Genomic DNA, 16,095 nt, shown 5'->3' on the forward strand with positions numbered 1-16,095 from the left:
CCGCGACCGCCTGCGCCAGCGCTTTCGCGAGGGCGGGCATGCCGCCCTGCAGGACTATGAGCTGCTCGAGCTGCTGCTCTTCTCGCCGATCAGGCGGGCCGACACAAAGCCCATCGCCAAGGCGCTGATCGCCCGGTTCGGCTCCTTCGCCGAGGTGCTGGCGGCGCCGCCCGCGCGGCTGAAGGAGGTGCGCGGCGTCGGCGACCGGGTCGTCGACGAACTCAAGCTTGCCCATGCGGTCGCCGAGCGCTTCCTGCGCGGCCAGGTCACCGGCAGGAAGATCCTCTCCTCCTGGTCGGCCGTGCTCGACTATGTCCGCACGGCGATGGCCTATTCCGACCGGGAGGAATTCCGCATCCTCTTCCTCGACAAGAAGAATGCCCTGATCGCCGACGAGGTTCAGCAGCGCGGCACCGTCGACCACACGCCGGTCTATCCGCGCGAGGTGATGAAGCGGGCGCTGGAACTGTCGGCAAGCGCCATCGTGCTGGTTCACAACCACCCCTCCGGCGACCCGACGCCCTCGCGCGCCGACATCCAGATGACGAACCAGATCGCCGAGATCGCCAAGCCGCTCGGCATCGTCCTGCACGACCACATCATCGTCGGCCGCGACGGGCATGTGAGCTTCAAGGGCCTGCAACTCATCTGAGCCCGCCGGGACCGTGAAGCGACACGCTGCCGCAGCGTCCGGTTGATCTCGATCAACGTTCTGACACATGCAGCGTCTAGACTTCGCCTGCGGTCGGAAAGGCCGCCTTTCCACGCCCCGCCACCGGCGGAGACCGAAAGCAAGGGAGGCAGACCAATGGCAAAAGCCCGAAACAGGACACCCGCCGACGCGATCAACGCATCGCTGGCGCCGTTCGAGACAGCCTATGCGAACCCGTTTCTGATCGCGCAGCGCATGCAGTCCGAAGCGCTGCGTGCAACGCTCGACTGGCAGGTCGGGATGCTCGACTTCTTCCGCCACCGGATCGAACAGGACGTCCGCCTCGTCGACACCCTGATGCAGGCGCGCGAACTGGACGAGTTCGTCTCCACCTGCAGCGCCTTCTGCAGTCAGGCCTTCGACGACTATTCGCGCGAAGCCCTGAAGGCGGCAAGCTTCAGCAAGGAGGTGGCCTCGGAAACCTCCGAACAGGTGCGCAAGGATGCCGAGCAACTGTCCGACGACCTGAAGGCGGCGACCCTCACCGTCGCCTGACGGACACCGGCGACAGGCGGCCCGGCGCCGTGGCGCCGGCCCCCTTCCGCGCCCGCGCTAGCGGTTGGGGCCAGCGGGCTGGACCGGGTCTCCGGCCAGCATTGGAAGATCGCGGACATGCTCCGCGATCATCGCCTCTTCGTCGGTGGCGATCACCCGCACTTCCACCCGGCTTTCGGGTGTCGAGATCACCGCCGCGCCGCGACGGTTCGCCGCCGCGTCCAGGTCCAGCCCGAGCCAGCCGAGCTGTCCGCAGGTTCTCTCGCGGATTTCCGGCGAGTTCTCGCCGATCCCGGCTGTAAAGACCAGAGCGTCGAGCCCGCCGAGCACGCTGGCAAGCGCCCCCACCTCCCGTACGATCCGGTAGACGAAAACGTCGATCGCCTCGCTCGCGGCCGTCTCCCGGCTCTCCAGCAGAACCTGCATGTCATTGGATATCCCGGACATGCCAAGCAGCCCCGACCGGGTATAGAGCAGCCGTTCCATCGCATCGACATCGAGCCCGTCCTGGCGCATCACATGCAGGAGCGCGCCGGGATCGAGCGTCCCGCATCGCGTTCCCATCACCAGCCCGTCGAGTGCGGTGAAGCCCATCGTCGTGTCGACGCTCGTCCCGCCTCGCATCGCGCACATGCTTGCGCCGCTGCCCAGATGCGCCACGATCACCCGCCCGGCATGTATCCGCGGCGAGAGCGCGGCGAGTTGCCTGGCGATATATTCGTAGGAAAGACCGTGAAACCCGTAGCGGCGAATTCCGCGAGCCTCGTAGGAACGCGGCAGGGCGAAGCGTCGCGCCACCGGCATCATCGTCCGGTGAAACGCCGTATCGAAACACACAACCTGGGGAATGTCCGGCTGGTCCCGGGCGATGGCCCGGATCGGCGCCAGGTTGTGCGGCACGTGCAGTGGCGCCAGTTCCGCAAGCTCCTCGAGCATGTCCAGAAGGTCCGGCGTCACGCGCTCCGGCATCCGGTGTCCCGCCCCGCCATGCACGACCCGATGACCGATGCCCGCGAGCCTGCGCCCGGCAAGTTCGTTCCCGATACGGGTCGTCAGTCGCGAGAGCGAAGCCTCGAACCCGGTCACGTTCCATGTCTCGTCGGCGATGCCCGCGCCGTCCGCGTCGCGCAGCCGGAACCGCTGCACGTCGCCGGTCTCGCGAAGGTCCCCGCGTCGCCAGCTTGACAACCGGCCATCCGGGGCAAGATCGAAGATCGCCAGCTTGATGCTCGACGATCCGGCATTGAGGGTCAGGATGGCGTCGCTCACACCGTCCCCTTGCCGTATGCCGCCGCGGCCAGCCGTGCCAGCTTCGCCGCCACCGCGCAGGAGGCCAGACGCGTGCGCTCGGCATCCGCACGACTGGTGAGGATGATCGGCACCCGCGCGCCCAGGACGACGCCAGCCGCATCTGCGCCCGCAAGGAACGTGAGTTGCTTGGCCAGAATGTTGCCGGCCTCCAGATCCGGCACCACGAGGATGTCGGCGACCCCGGCCACCGGCGAGCGGATTCCCTTTTCCCGCGCCGCCTGCGGGTTGATTGCATTGTCGAAGGCGAGCGGCCCCTCGACCAGCGCGCCGGTGATCTGGCCGCGATCCGCCATCTTGCACAGCGCCGCCGCGTCCAGTGTCGAGCGCAGTTTCGGATTGACCGTCTCCACCGCCGACAGGATCGCCACTTTGGGCTCGTCTATGCCCATGGCACGGGCAAGGTCGACGGCGTTCCGGATGATGTCGCGTTTGATCGCCAGATCCGGCTCGATATTGACGGCCGCGTCGGTGATCAGCAGCGGCCGCGGATAGCTCGGCACGTCCATCAGATAGACATGCGACAGGCGCCGCTCGGTCCGAAGACCGCCGTCCCGGGCAAGCACCGCCCTGAGCAACTCGTCCGTATGCAACGACCCTTTCATCAGCAACGATGCCTCGCCGCGCCTGACGAGGGCCACCGCTTCGGCCGCCGCCGCATCGCTGTGCGGCGCATCGACAAGCCGGAACCGGTCGAGCATCACCCCGGCCTCTTCGGCGGCCAGTGCGATCTTCGCCCGCGGTCCCACGAGTATGGGCGTCACGATGCCGGCCTCGGCCGCTTCGACCGCGGCGGCGATGGCGGCTGCGCTGCACGGATGGGCAACAGCGACAACCGGCGGCGTCACGCACACCGCTTCCGCGATCAGGGCGCGGAAGCGTTCGTGCCGGCTCATGCGAATATCGGGAAGCTCCAGCCGGTGACGGCGAACCTTCTTTTCCGGCGGGCGCACGCGCAAGGTTCCGGATGCCACCTTCCGGCCCGTCTCCGTGCTCAGGTCGCAGGCAAGCTCCAGCTCGCGGGTTCCCGGATCGCACGCCGTGACGGTCAGCGAGAGATCCAGGACATCGCCAGCGGCGACCGTTCCGTGAAACGTGAGCGACTGGCTCAGGCTCACCGTTCCCGGCCCCGGCAGTTCCGTTGCCAGAAGCACCGCCACCAGGCTCGCGGCAAGGGGGCCGGGTGCGGAGCCCGGCGATGATGTTCCCGCCAGCGAGACCGGCATCGCCTCCCCGGACAGCACGGCGAGCAGGTCGATATCCTGCTGCACCACACTGCGCCGCAGCACCGCGCTGTCTCCCGGAGCAATCTCTTCGAAGGTCCGGCTCTCGACGAAATCGGACCTCGTTTCGGTCGGTCGATTGTCCATTAAGAAGGGCTCCGGATAGCGCGGACGCGTGCCTGTTCCCCGCAAGGATGTATACCACGCGCGCCCTCCCGCAATCCGTCAATCTGCGGACCTTCACGCCCCGACATGCCCGCAATCTTGCCGCAACGCGAGGGTTTGACGCGCATCGCGACCGATGAGCCGCAAGTGTCCGCACAAGAACGATTGTCCGCCGCGTCCGTGTTTCTTTGCTCTTTGCGAATCATGGCGCGGCTGACAGGTTCCTGAACGCCGGTTAACTAACATTCGAGGGCTTTTGTTAAACCGTTTGTGCAAGGTTTGCTCCAACAGGAAGAGGCTCCAATGGCAGCAAAAACGGACACCGGCGCACGTTTGGCAAACGCGATCCTGTTCCCCGTCGTGGGGCTGGTTCTGCTTGCAATCGCGTTGTCCGTTGGCCTGATTGCCTACACGTCGCGGTCGGCCGATATTGCCGCGCTGAACAGCGAGCGCAACCTTCTGCGCGGCAGCACAGGGCTCCAGCTGGAGCTTCTCGCCAAGGAACAGGAGGGCGTCGCGGTCTGGGACCAGGCCTTCTTCTATGCCCGGCCCGAAACCCTCAGCACCGACTGGCTCAACGCGAATGTCGGGCAATGGCTCTATTCCAACCACGGTCATGACCAGACGGTCATCGTCAGCGTCGGCGGCGAGCCGATCTACAATTCCGTGCGCGGCCGCCTCAAGGCGCCCGAACAGGCCGAACACCTGCTGGAAACCGTCAAGCCGCTGGTCGCGCGTGCTCGCGCCCGCTTCATCGCCAGCTTCTCCCGTCTTCCTTCCGGCCTCTACTATGTCGAAAGGCCGAAGACCGGCTTCACCCGCTCTCTCTACGAGACCGGCTTCGCGGTGTTCGAGGGAGAGCCGGCGATGGTTTCGGTGACGGCGATCGGTCCGGAGATGAAACAGTTCCTCTCCGCCCGCCGCCCGCCCGCCGTGCTGGTCAGCCTGAAGAAGCTCAACCCGCCCCGCCTTGCGGCCCTTGCCGAGCGTTCCGGCATCAATGGATTGCGCAGCGTCCCCGACCCGCGCAAAGCGACCGGCGGCGCCTATATGGTCCTGAAGAGCCCGCGCGCCGCGCCGCTCGGCTATCTCGCCTGGGCGGCGGAGAACCCGGGCTCTGCGATCCTTTCAGGCGTCGGGCCCGTGCTGTTCTTCCTGGCCGCGACCATTGCCGGCCTCACCGGCCTCGTCCTCTTCTACACGCGGCAGAACACCCGCCGTCTCGCCGAGAGCGAGGCGCGGGCCCAGCATGCGGCACTGCATGACAGCCTCACCGGTCTCGCCAATCGCGACTTCTTCGCCGCGAGGTTTCGCGAGGAACTGGCGGATTGGGAAGTCGGCAAGGAGTCGATCGGTGTCATCTACATCGATCTCGACCACTTCAAGGACATCAACGACACGTTGGGACACGCCGCTGGCGACGAGGTGATCCGCGAGGCGGCGCGCCGGTTGCGCGTGCTGGTGCCGGAAGAGGCGACGCTTGCGCGCATCAGCGGCGACGAATTCGCCCTGCTGCTGCCCGGTTGCGATACCCGCGAACGCATCGAGCAGGTCCTGAAACGCATGCAGGATCGCTTTGCCGTGCCCATGTATATCGGCGGCCAACACCTTCATGTCAGCCTCAGCGTCGGCGCCGCGACGGCCCCCGAGGACAGCCTGTCCATGGGCGAATTGCTGCGCAAGGCCGACATCGCCCTGTACTCTGCCAAGGCCAGCGGACGCGGCCGGTGGGCCTTCTTCGACATCGGCATGGAGGAGCATGTGCGCACGCGCGAGAACCTCGCCCATGCGCTGCGCGAGGCGATTGCCCGCGAGAAGCTCACCGTCGTCTACCAGCCGCAAACCACCATCGACGGCACCAAGGTTCTGTCGGTCGAGGCGCTGCTGCGCTGGACGGACCCGGACATGGGCGCGATCAGCCCGGCGGTCTTCGTGCCGATCGCCGAGGAGATCGGCCTGATCAACGATCTCGGCCTCTACGTGCTGCGCCGCGCCTGCCAGGACGCTGCCGCATGGCCGCATCTGGGGCTGGCCGTCAACGTCTCGCCGACCCAGTTCCGCCATCCCCGCTTCATCGAGGACCTGCGCGACACGCTGGAGGCCTGCGCCTTCGAGCCCACGCGCCTGGAGATCGAGGTGACGGAATCCGTGTTCGCCGACAACGACACCGACATTCTCAAGGTGCTGACGCAGGTCCAGAAGATGGGCGTGCGCGTGGCGCTCGACGATTTCGGCGTCGGCTATTCCAGCCTCAGCTACCTGCGGCGCTTCCCTTTCAACACGCTGAAGATCGACCGTTCCTTCATCGCCGACCTGGAGATCGCCCCGCACGCGCATGCGATTCTCTCGACGATCATCGACCTGGGCGAGGCGCTCGGCATGAAGGTCGTCGCCGAAGGCATCGAGACGCGCCAGCAGGCGGCGATCCTGCTGCGCACCAATTGCGACCGGCTGCAGGGGTTCTATCTTTCGCGCCCCATCCCGCCGGAGCGGATCCTGGAGGCCGAGAGACGGCTTGCCGGCGACGAGGACACGGCCGCCCCCGCGATGATCTCGCTCAGCGCGTGAGCGCTGTTCACCTCGGCTCCGGTCCCCTCCCGAACCGCGCCCGCAGGTCACGGTCGATGCCGGCAATCGCCGCAAAGGCGCCGCCGGCCCCGGCCAGCGCCTGATCCACGTCGCAAAGCCGCAGCCCGTGGCTGCCGAACCGGCGGCGCACCGTGTCCGCCACCCAGTGCCGCTGCTGGGCCTCGCGGCGGCGCTCCCGGCCACCCTCCAAAGCCATCCGCGCGCCATGTGCGTCGCAGGCCGCCACCGCCTCCGCGATCCCCTCGCCCGTGCTTGCCGAGAGCGACAGCACCTGCGGCAACGGCCCCGCGCCTGCCGGCCGGGCGAGCGACAACGCCCCTTCCACATCGGCCCGCGCGCGCCGCGCCAGCGCGCCCATGTCCGCCTTGGTGACGAAGACGAGGTCCGGCAGTTCCATCACGCCGGCTTTCATGAATTGCAGACTGTCGCCCGAGCCCGGCTGGATGCACAGGGCGAGCGTGTCGACCGCATGGGCGACATCCGCCTCCGACTGGCCGATGCCGACGGATTCGACGATCACCCGGTCCATCACGGCGCGCATCAGCACGATGCCGGCGACCGCATGGTCGGAGAGCCCGCCGAGCCGGTCGCGCGCCGCCATCGAGCGCACGAAGATGCCCGCGTCCTCCGGGTCGGTCGCAAGCCGCGTGCGGTCGCCGAGCAGCGCCCCGCCGGTGAGTTGCGACGAGGGGTCGACGGCAATGACGCCGACGCTCTCGCCGCGCTCCCGGTAGCTGCGGATGAGCGCGTTGGTCAGCGTCGACTTGCCGACGCCCGGCGGACCGGTGAGGCCGAGCACATGGGCCCGCCCCGCCCTCGCCGCCTCGTCGAGAAACGCGGCGAACGCGGCATTGTCGCCCTGCGTCTCCACCGCCGACAGCGTCCGGGCCAGCGCCGCCTTGCCGCCGGCCCGCAGCTCCCCGACGCTGGCTGGCCGGCGTTCCGCCATCGGATCAGGCCCCGGCCTTCGCCTTCAGCGCCGCCTGTGCCGCCGCCAGCCGGGCGATCGGCACGCGGAAAGGCGAACAGGACACATAGTCGAGGCCGACGCTCTCGCAGAACTCGATCGAGGCCGGATCGCCGCCATGCTCGCCGCAAATGCCGAGCTTGAGGCCGGGACGCGCCGCACGTCCGCGTTCCGCGCCGATCCGCACCAGTTCGCCGACGCCCTCCTGGTCGAGCGAGACGAACGGATCGCGCTCGACCAGCCCGAGACGCTGGTAGGTCCCCAGGAAGGAGGCCGCGTCGTCGCGCGAGATGCCGAAGGTCGTCTGCGTCAGGTCGTTGGTGCCGAAGGAGAAGAACTCGGCCGCCTCGGCGATCTCGCCGGCGCGCAGGCAGGCGCGCGGCAACTCGATCATCGTGCCGACCTGATAGTCGATGGCAACGCCCGTCTCCTGCGACACCGCCTTCGCCATCGCGTCGATGCGCGCCCGCACCAGGTCGAGCTCGGCCTTGACACCGACCAGCGGCACCATGATTTCCGGCGTCACCGGCGCGCCCGTCGTCTTGCCGGCGGCAACCGCGCCCTCGAAGATGGCGCGCGCCTGCATTTCCGCGATCTCGGGATAGGTGACCAGCAGCCGGCAGCCGCGATGCCCCAGCATCGGGTTGAACTCGTTGAGGTCGAGCGCCCGCTGCCGCAGCACCTCGCTGTCGACGCCCATCACGGCGGCGACCTCGGCGATCTCCTCCTCGCTGTGCGGCAGGAACTCGTGCAGCGGCGGATCGAGCAGGCGGATCGTCACCGGCAGCCCTTGCATGATCTCGAACAGCTCGGTGAAATCGCCGCGCTGCATCGGCAGCAGCTTGTCCAGCGCCGCGCGCCGCCCCTGCTCGCTCTCCGACAGGATCATCTCGCGCACCGCGACGATGCGCTCGCCCTCGAAGAACATGTGCTCGGTGCGGCACAGTCCGATGCCTTCGGCACCGAAGCCGCGTGCCGCGCGCGCATCCGCCGGTGTCTCGGCATTGGTGCGCACCGCCATGCGCCGGTGCGCGTCCGCCCATTCCATCAGGCGGGAGAACTCGCCCGACATTTCCGGCTGCAGCATCGCCACCTCGCCGACCAGCACCTGCCCGGTGGTGCCGTCGATGGTGATCCGGTCACCCTTGGCGAGCTTGCGTCCGGCGACGGTGAGCGTGCCGGAGCGATAATCGATGCGCAGCGTGCCGGCGCCCGACACGCAGGGCTTGCCCATGCCGCGCGCCACCACCGCCGCATGGCTGGTCATGCCGCCGCGCGTCGTCAGGATGCCTTCCGCGGCATGCATGCCGTGAATGTCTTCCGGGCTCGTCTCGACGCGCACCAGGATCACCTTGCGTCCGGCCGCCTTCGCCTCTTCCGCATCGTCGGAGGAAAAGACGATCTCGCCGGATGCCGCACCAGGCGAGGCCGGCAATCCGGTGGCGACGATGTCGCGCGTGGCGGCCGGGTCGATCATCGGGTGCAGGAGCTGGTCGAGAGCGGCCGGATCGACCCGCATCACCGCTTCCTCGGTGGTGATCAGGCCCTCATCCGCCATTTCGGCGGCGATCTTCAGCGCCGCCTTTGCGGTGCGCTTGCCGGAGCGCGTCTGCAGCATCCACAGCTTGCCGCGCTCGATCGTGAACTCCAGGTCCTGCATGTCCCGGTAATGCGCCTCGAGACGGTCGCAGATCTCCACGAACTCGGCGAAGGCCGCCGGCATCACGCGTTCCAGCGACGGGGCGTCGGAGCCCGCCGCCACGCGGGCGGCCTCGGTGAGGTCCTGGGGGGTGCGGATGCCGGCGACGACATCCTCGCCCTGCGCGTTGACCAGGAACTCGCCGTAAAGCGCTTTCTCTCCGGTCGAGGGATTGCGCGTGAACGCGACGCCCGTGGCCGAATCCTGACCCATGTTGCCAAACACCATGGCCTGGACATTGACCGCCGTGCCCCAGTCGTTGGGAATGTCGTGCAGGCGCCGGTAGGTGATGGCGCGCGCACTGTCCCAAGAGTGGAAGACGGCGCTGATCGCGCCCCAGAGCTGCTCGTGCGGATCCTGCGGGAACGGTGTGCCCAGTTCCTCCTCGACCAGCGCCTTGTAGCTGGCGATCACGATCTGCCAGTCATCGGCGCTCAGGTCGGTGTCGAGCTCGTGGCCGGTCTCGTTCTTGTAGTCCTCGAGGATCTCCTCGAAGGCATGGTGGTCGAGGCCCATCACCACGTCGGAATACATCTGGATGAAGCGGCGGTAGCTGTCATAGGCGAAACGCGGGTCTCCCGCCGCCTCCGCCAGTGCCGGCACCGTCTCGTCGTTGAGGCCGAGGTTGAGAACCGTGTCCATCATGCCCGGCATCGAGACGCGCGCGCCGGAGCGCACCGAGACCAGGAGCGGATTGCCGGCATCGCCGAAACGCCGTCCGGTGATCCGGCCGATCTCCACGAGCGCCGCGTCGACTTCCTCGCGCAGACCGTCCGGATAGGTCTTGTCATGCGTGTCGAAGTAGGTGCAGACCTCGGTCGTGATGGTGAAGCCCGGCGGCACCGGCAGGCCGAGATTGCTCATCTCGGCCAGATTGGCTCCCTTGCCGCCCAAAAGGTTCCTCATGGAGGCGGTGCCTTCGGCGTTACCGTCACCGAAACCGAACACCCATTTCGTCATACCGCGCATATCCCCTCTTCGGAGCAGGCCTGTCGCCGGCAAGACCGCCGGCCGCACGGATCATTCCGTTCCGTGCAGGATTGCTCCCTCCCCGGATGCCACCCCACTTAAATGATGCAGTGCACGAAACAAAGGTTTTTTGCGCGCCTTGCCCTGCATCTCGTTGTCGTGGCCGGTCCGCGCACCATATTTCGACGCGGCGACAGGCCGTTGCACCGCTGAACCGTGCCGGCCGGATGCCGGGCACCGGCGGTCGCCGCAGCCTGCTTGCGACGCAGACACAATAAGGCCATCCTGACAGGGAAAATCGGGGCATCCTGACTCGTATTGACCCGTGTCGCACCAGGGGCAGCAAGACCAATCGTATGAAGAACAGCCGTTTCGCCCATTCGTTCCGCCGCACGGCCCTGCTCGCCGGCGTCGCCTTGTGCTCGATGCTCGCCACCGCCGCGATGGCACCGCTTCGCGCGGACGCCGAACCGCAGACAACCGGGACGGCGGAAGGCTTGCCTCTGACCCTGAGCGGCAGCTACCTGGCCGGCAGGCTCGCCGGCCAGACCAACGACCTCGGCAATGCCGCCTCCTTTTTCGGCGAAGCCCTGGTCGTCGATCCGGGCAACCCCTTCCTGCTTGACCGCACCTTCGTGCTCAAGCTCGCCAATGGCGACCTCGCCGATGCGCTGGAGCTTGCCGAACGGCTGAAGACCGAGCAGTCCGATCATTTCGTCGCCGGGCTGATGCTCGCCGTCGAGGACCTGCGCGCCGGCCGCTTTGCCGCCGCCGGCGACAAGCTCGCCAATGGCGGCCGGGGTCCGCTCGCCGAACTCGCCTCCGGCCTCGTTACCGCCTGGGCGCTTGCCGGCAAGGGCGAAACGGACAAGGCGCTGGAGACGGTCTCGCGGCTCAAGGGGCCGAGCTGGTACACCGTCTTCGTCACCTACCACGCCGGGCTGATCCAGGATCACGCCGGACAGCGCAAGGACGCGCTGGAGAACTTCCGCGAGGCCTATACGGCCGACCGGGGTGCCCTGCGCGTCGTCGATGCCTATGCCCGCTCGCTGGCCGCCAATGGCGACAAGGATGCCGCCCTCAAGGTTCTTGACGACTACAACCGCATCCTGCCCGACCACCCGGTGATCGTCGCCACGCGCAAGCGGATCGAGACCGCCGAACCGATCGGGCGAATCGCCGAGACCCCGCAAGTGGGTGCGGCGGAGGTCCTGTATGGCCTGGGCGCCGCGATCGGCCGCGATGGCGGCGAGGAACTGGCCGCCGTCTTCCTGCAGCTTTCCCTGCATCTCGACAACGGGGCCGACGTCGCGGCCGTCGCACTGGCCGGCCTGTTCGACCGGCTCGGCAAGTACGAGCGCTCGATCACCGTGCTGCAAGGCGTGCCGGAAACGTCGCCGCTGAAGCGCAACGCCGAGATCCAGGTCGGGCTCAATTACAACGCCCTTGAGAACCTTGAGGAATCACGGGCGCACCTGGAAGCCCTGGTCGAGAGCGACCCCTCCGACCTCGATGCCGTGACGGCGCTCGGCAACGTGCTGCGCTCGCACAAGCTCTTCGCCGAGGCCGAGGAGGCCTACACCAAGGGCATCGACACGATCGAGACGCCCGAGGCCCAGCACTGGACGCTCTTCTACTACCGCGGCATCTGCCGCGAGCGACTGAAGAAGTGGGGCCAGGGAGAAGCCGATTTCCGGCAGTCTCTGGCCCTGTCTCCGGAACAGCCGCTGGTGCTCAACTATCTCGGCTACTCCCTCGTCGACCAGGGGCTGAAACTCGCCGAGGCACTCGACATGATCCGCAAGGCCGTCGAGTTGCGGCCGAAGGACGGCTACATCGTCGACAGTCTCGGCTGGGCCTATTACCGTCTCGGCCGCTTCGAGGAGGCGGTCACGGAGCTGGAACGCGCGGTCGAGCTGCGTCCGCAGGATCCGGTGATCAACGACCACCTGGGCGATGCCTACTGGAAGGTGGGTCGCCGGCTGGAGGCCCGCTTCCAGTGGAATCACGCCCGCGACCTGGAACCCGAGCCCGATGAATTGCCGAAGATCCTCGACAAGATCCAGAACGGCCTGACCGACGCGCCGGCAACGCCTGCCGCCAATGCCGAGCCGAAGAAGAACGGCGGCTGACGCGCAGGCCATGACCGCCAGCGGCGCGGAGAACGTCCACGCACGGGTTGAAACCGCCAGGCTGGCCCGGGCCAAGGTGAACTATGCCCTGCATGTGACGGGGCGGCGCGCGGATGGCTACCACCTCCTGGAAAGCCTTGTCGCCTTCCCCGAGCTTGGCGACCGGCTGACCCTCACGCCGGGGACACGGCCCGGCAGTGATGCGGCTGCAGGCCCCGGCCTGACCGCCGCCGGCCGCTTTGCCGCCGATCTTGGCAGCAATGCCGGCGGGGAGGACAATCTCGCCCTGCGCGCGCTGCGCGCCCTCGATGCCCGCCTCGGCGCGCCGGCCGCGGGATACCGGCTCCACCTGGAAAAGGATCTCCCGGTCGCCTCCGGCATCGGCGGCGGTTCGGCCGATGCGGCCGCGGCCCTCCTGCTCGGTTTCGAGCTGCGAACCGGACGGGTGCCGGACGCGCCGGATCTCGACATGCTGGCGGCTCTGGCTCTGCAGCTGGGCGCCGACATCCCCATGTGCCTTGCCTCGCGCCCGGCGCTCGTCACCGGCATCGGAGAGAGAATCGCTCCGCTGGCGCGTTTTCCCGCCCATGCCATCCTCCTCGTCAATCCGGGCATCGCCGTACCGACGCCGGCGGTCTTCTCCCGCCTCGACCGCCGCGACAATCCTCCCTTGCCGCCGACCGGCTACACTGGCTTTGCAGATTTCGATCATCTCGTTGGCTGGCTTGGCGAGACGCGCAACGATCTTCAGGACGCCGCGATCTCGCTCGCACCTGAAATCGGCGATGTGCTCGCCCTCCTCCGGCGGCAGGACGGCGTTCGGCTGGCCCGCATGTCCGGATCGGGTGCCACCTGCTTCGCGCTCCTGGAGACACTCGCGGCGGCACATGCGCTGGCGGACGAGATCGGCGCGCGGCACCCGCACTGGTGGGTTATCGCCGCACCGGTCGGGAGCATCGCGCCTTCCGGCGACTGATCCTCGTCGCAAATCAGCCGCTGCGCGCCGCTTTTCGCAATGGCGGGGCGAGGCGATGCTGACAAGACTGGTTACGACCGGCTATTGGTTCGTCCGCGACCCGGCACCGCAACGAAGCCCTCGCCCAGCAGGAAGTTTCCATGAGCGCCTTTGCCCTTACCGTCACATGCCGTTCGACACGCGGCATCGTCGCAGCCATCTCGACCTATCTGGCCGAGAACGGTTGCAACATCACCGACAGCGCCCAGTTCGACGATCGCGAGACCGGCAATTTCTTCATGCGCGTCAGTTTCAACAGCGAGACCGGCACGACGCTGGAACAGCTCTCGGACGGTTTTGGCGCGCGCGCGGAACCGCTCGGCATGGACTTCGCGTTCCATGACGAGAAGGCGCGCATGAAAGTCCTGATCATGGTGTCGCGCTTCGGCCATTGCCTCAACGACCTGCTCTATCGCTGGCGCATCGGCGCGCTGCCGATCGACATTGTCGGGGTGATCTCCAACCACCTCGACTACCAGAAGCTGGTGGTCAACCACGACATCCCGTTCCACTACATCAAGGTGACGAAGGCCAACAAGGCGGAGGCCGAGGCCCGCCAGATGGCAATCGTCGAGGAGACAGGCGCGGAACTCGTGGTGCTGGCGCGCTACATGCAGGTGCTGTCGACGCGCATGTGCGAGGAGATGGCCGGCCGCATCATCAACATCCACCACTCGTTCCTGCCGAGCTTCAAGGGCGCCAATCCCTACAAGCAGGCCTTCGCGCGCGGCGTGAAACTGATCGGCGCGACCTCGCACTACGTCACCAGCGACCTCGACGAGGGACCGATCATCGAGCAGGACACCGTGCGGGTGACCCATGCGCAATCGCCGGACGACTATGTCTCGCTCGGCCGCGATGTGGAGAGCCAGGTGCTGGCCCGCGCCATTCACGCGCATATCCATCGCCGCGTCTTCCTAAACGGCAACAAGACCGTCGTCTTCCCGGCGAGCCCGGGCAGCTACGCCTCCGAGCGCATGGGCTGAATGACGGCCCGGCCGCACCACGAAAAAGGCCGCCCCGGTGTGGGCGGCCTCTTGCCTGCAATCCCGATAAAGTTTCGCGCAATTTTTCGAAAAATCGCGCCGAAAATTGTCGTTATTTGACTCGCGCGATGCAGAACTCGACCGCTTCGGCCATCGCATCGCGCTGCGAACCAGCCGGAAGCTGTTCCAGCGCGGTGAGCGCGTCCTCGCCGAAAGAGCGCGCCCGCACGACCGTATCGGCCAGCGCGTCGGTCTCGTGCATGATCGCGATCGCGGTTTCCAGGTCGCCGTCACGGACGTCGCGCGCCTCGAGACAACGCTGCCAGAAGGCACGGTTTTCCTCGCGCCCGCGGGCAATGGCGAGAATGACCGGCAGGGTGATCTTGCCCTCGCGCAGGTCATCGCCCGTGTCCTTGCCGAGATCCGCGGCCGAGCCGCCATAGTCGAGCGCGTCGTCCACCAGCTGGAAGGCGAGCCCCAGCGCCATTCCGTAGCCGCGCGCGGCGGCCCTGTCCGCCTCGCCCGCCTCGGCGATCACCGGCCCGACCTCGGCGGCGGCGGCAAACAGCGCCGCCGTCTTTGCCTCGATCACCTGCATGTAGCGCTCTTCGCTGGTACCCAGATCCTGCGCCGCCCCGAGCTGCATGACCTCGCCCTCGGCGATCACCGCCGAGGCGCTCGACAGTATCCGCAAGGCCTCGAGCGAGCCGACATCGACCATCATCTTGAAGGCCTGGCCGAGCAGGTAGTCGCCGACAAGCACGCTCGCCTGGTTGCCCCAAAGCTTGCGCGCGGCGAGCTTGCCCCGGCGCATGTCGCTCTCGTCGACGACATCGTCATGCAGGAGTGTCGCGGTGTGCATGAATTCGACGCTGGCCGCGAGCCCGACATGGCCCTCGCCGCGATAGCCGAACAGGTCCGCCATCGCCAGCGTCAGCATCGGCCTGAGCCGCTTGCCGCCGGAGGAAATCAGGTGCCGGGCGATCTCGGGAATGAGTTCGACGTTGGATCCGGCCTTGGACAGGATCAGCTGGTTCACAGCCTCCATGCCGCCGGCTGTGAGGTCGACCAGATGCTGAATGCTCGCCGGTTCGGACCGGGTTTCGCGCAAGGGAACCACCACACCCACGTTGAACAACCTTTTCCAGATACGTGTCGCCGGGACAATAGGTCTCGCCCCTGCTCACGGCAAGCCGTCTTTCGCTCTACGCACTGTTGAAGACATCGGACCCGACACATCCGCCGGTGCCATCGCCATGTCGCAAAACCCGCTTTCGTCTTGTATGGTGCGGTACCGCGAACACGGACGGGAAATCGAGTACATGGTTCCTCTGCTACGCACCAACGACATGGTGCTGATTTCCTTTGTCGAGGCGCTGCTCGGCGACGCCGGGATCGGACACCTGGTCCTCGACGGCAACATGAGCGTGATGGAGGGCTCGATCGGAGCCATCGCACGCCGCGTGATGGTGGTGGAGGAAGACCGGAGCGCGGCTGTGCGCCTTTTGGTCGCGGCCGGACTCGAGCACGAACTCGACCCCTCCGCCCTGAAGGACGGGCGGGCCGCCGGCGCATGACCGGCGGCAACGAACAGGCCGACCGACCGGCAGCGACAACCGAAGACATCACGAAGGACGCCTTTCTCGGCGGCCTCGTGCAGCTTCTCCAGCCCGCGCGCGGGCGGCACCGCGCCGGCCTCGACGCGGTTTACCTCGCGGCTGCCGTCCCGGCCGGGACGAAAGGCCATGTGGTCGATCTCGGCTCCGGCGTCGGCACGGCAGGCTTCTGCCTCGCCGCCCGGCTGGCGGATGTGCGCGTGACGCTGGTCGACCGCG

The 16,095-nt window shown here is 67.4% G+C and carries 12 protein-coding genes and 1 pseudogene; 8 read left to right on the plus strand and 5 right to left on the minus strand.

All coding sequences use genetic code 11. The features are described 5' to 3' along the window. Together radC and ACN0T5_RS19095 are read left to right on the plus strand one after the other, a co-directional pair. Positions 1-652: RadC family protein (gene radC, locus ACN0T5_RS19090; RefSeq protein ID WP_417770205.1), on the plus strand; the 652-nt coding region annotated here is incomplete at its 5' end. 156 nt (positions 653-808) lie between these two features. Further along, positions 809-1,207, plus strand: a complete 399-nt coding sequence (locus tag ACN0T5_RS19095) for a hypothetical protein (protein ID WP_417770206.1) — start codon at positions 809-811, stop codon at positions 1,205-1,207. 57 nt (positions 1,208-1,264) lie between these two features. Here the strand turns inward: ACN0T5_RS19095 and ACN0T5_RS19100 are convergent, their stop codons facing one another. Together ACN0T5_RS19100 and ACN0T5_RS19105 are read right to left on the minus strand one after the other, a co-directional pair. Continuing rightward, positions 1,265-2,476, minus strand: coding sequence for an acetate/propionate family kinase (locus tag ACN0T5_RS19100; protein ID WP_417770207.1), 1,212 nt, complete (start codon positions 2,474-2,476; stop codon positions 1,265-1,267). Beyond that, entirely contained in the window at positions 2,473-3,885 is a 1,413-nt protein-coding gene (locus ACN0T5_RS19105; RefSeq protein WP_417770208.1) for a bifunctional enoyl-CoA hydratase/phosphate acetyltransferase, read from the minus strand. Before ACN0T5_RS19105 ends, ACN0T5_RS19100 begins: the two co-directional genes overlap by 4 nt. A 321-nt stretch (positions 3,886-4,206) precedes the next feature. Between ACN0T5_RS19105 and ACN0T5_RS19110 the strand changes: the two genes are divergently transcribed. Next, on the plus strand, positions 4,207-6,471 hold the full coding sequence (locus ACN0T5_RS19110) for an EAL domain-containing protein (RefSeq protein ID WP_417770209.1): 2,265 nt from the start codon (positions 4,207-4,209) through the stop codon (positions 6,469-6,471). A gap of 7 nt (positions 6,472-6,478) precedes the next feature. On the opposite strand, the gene ACN0T5_RS19115 is transcribed toward ACN0T5_RS19110, so the two are convergent. Continuing rightward, complete coding sequence (locus tag ACN0T5_RS19115) at positions 6,479-7,441, minus strand: ArgK/MeaB family GTPase (protein WP_417770210.1); 963 nt, start codon at positions 7,439-7,441, stop codon at positions 6,479-6,481. Between the two features lie 4 nt (positions 7,442-7,445). After that, positions 7,446-10,118, minus strand: a complete 2,673-nt coding sequence (ppdK, locus tag ACN0T5_RS19120; RefSeq protein ID WP_417770211.1) for a pyruvate, phosphate dikinase — start codon at positions 10,116-10,118, stop codon at positions 7,446-7,448. A gap of 365 nt (positions 10,119-10,483) precedes the next feature. Between ppdK and ACN0T5_RS19125 the strand changes: the two genes are divergently transcribed. The 3 genes from ACN0T5_RS19125 (at position 10,484) to purU (ending at position 14,260) form a co-directional block, all read left to right on the plus strand. After that, entirely contained in the window at positions 10,484-12,259 is a 1,776-nt protein-coding gene (locus tag ACN0T5_RS19125; protein ID WP_417770212.1) for a tetratricopeptide repeat protein, read from the plus strand. Positions 12,260-12,269: 10 nt separating this feature from the next. After that, positions 12,270-13,235, plus strand: coding sequence for a 4-(cytidine 5'-diphospho)-2-C-methyl-D-erythritol kinase (locus tag ACN0T5_RS19130; RefSeq protein ID WP_417770213.1), 966 nt, complete (start codon positions 12,270-12,272; stop codon positions 13,233-13,235). Between the two features lie 140 nt (positions 13,236-13,375). Beyond that, entirely contained in the window at positions 13,376-14,260 is an 885-nt protein-coding gene (gene purU / locus ACN0T5_RS19135) for a formyltetrahydrofolate deformylase (protein WP_417770214.1), read from the plus strand. Between the two features lie 112 nt (positions 14,261-14,372). Here purU and ACN0T5_RS19140 read toward each other — a convergent pair whose 3' ends face one another. After that, entirely contained in the window at positions 14,373-15,389 is a 1,017-nt protein-coding gene (locus ACN0T5_RS19140) for a polyprenyl synthetase family protein (protein WP_417770215.1), read from the minus strand. 193 nt (positions 15,390-15,582) lie between these two features. Here ACN0T5_RS19140 and ACN0T5_RS19145 point away from each other — a divergent pair, with 193 nt between their 5' ends. After that, positions 15,583-15,837 (plus strand): DUF2007 domain-containing protein, encoded by a 255-nt coding sequence (locus ACN0T5_RS19145; protein ID WP_417770216.1) that lies wholly within the window; start codon positions 15,583-15,585, stop codon positions 15,835-15,837. Further along, positions 15,834-16,095: pseudogene (locus ACN0T5_RS19150) on the plus strand (SAM-dependent methyltransferase); the annotation flags it as partial. The gene ACN0T5_RS19145 and the pseudogene ACN0T5_RS19150, both read left to right, overlap by 4 nt.

Origin of the sequence: Stappia sp., assembly GCF_048261845.1 — a bacterium.
Taxonomy (GTDB): domain Bacteria; phylum Pseudomonadota; class Alphaproteobacteria; order Rhizobiales; family Stappiaceae; genus Stappia.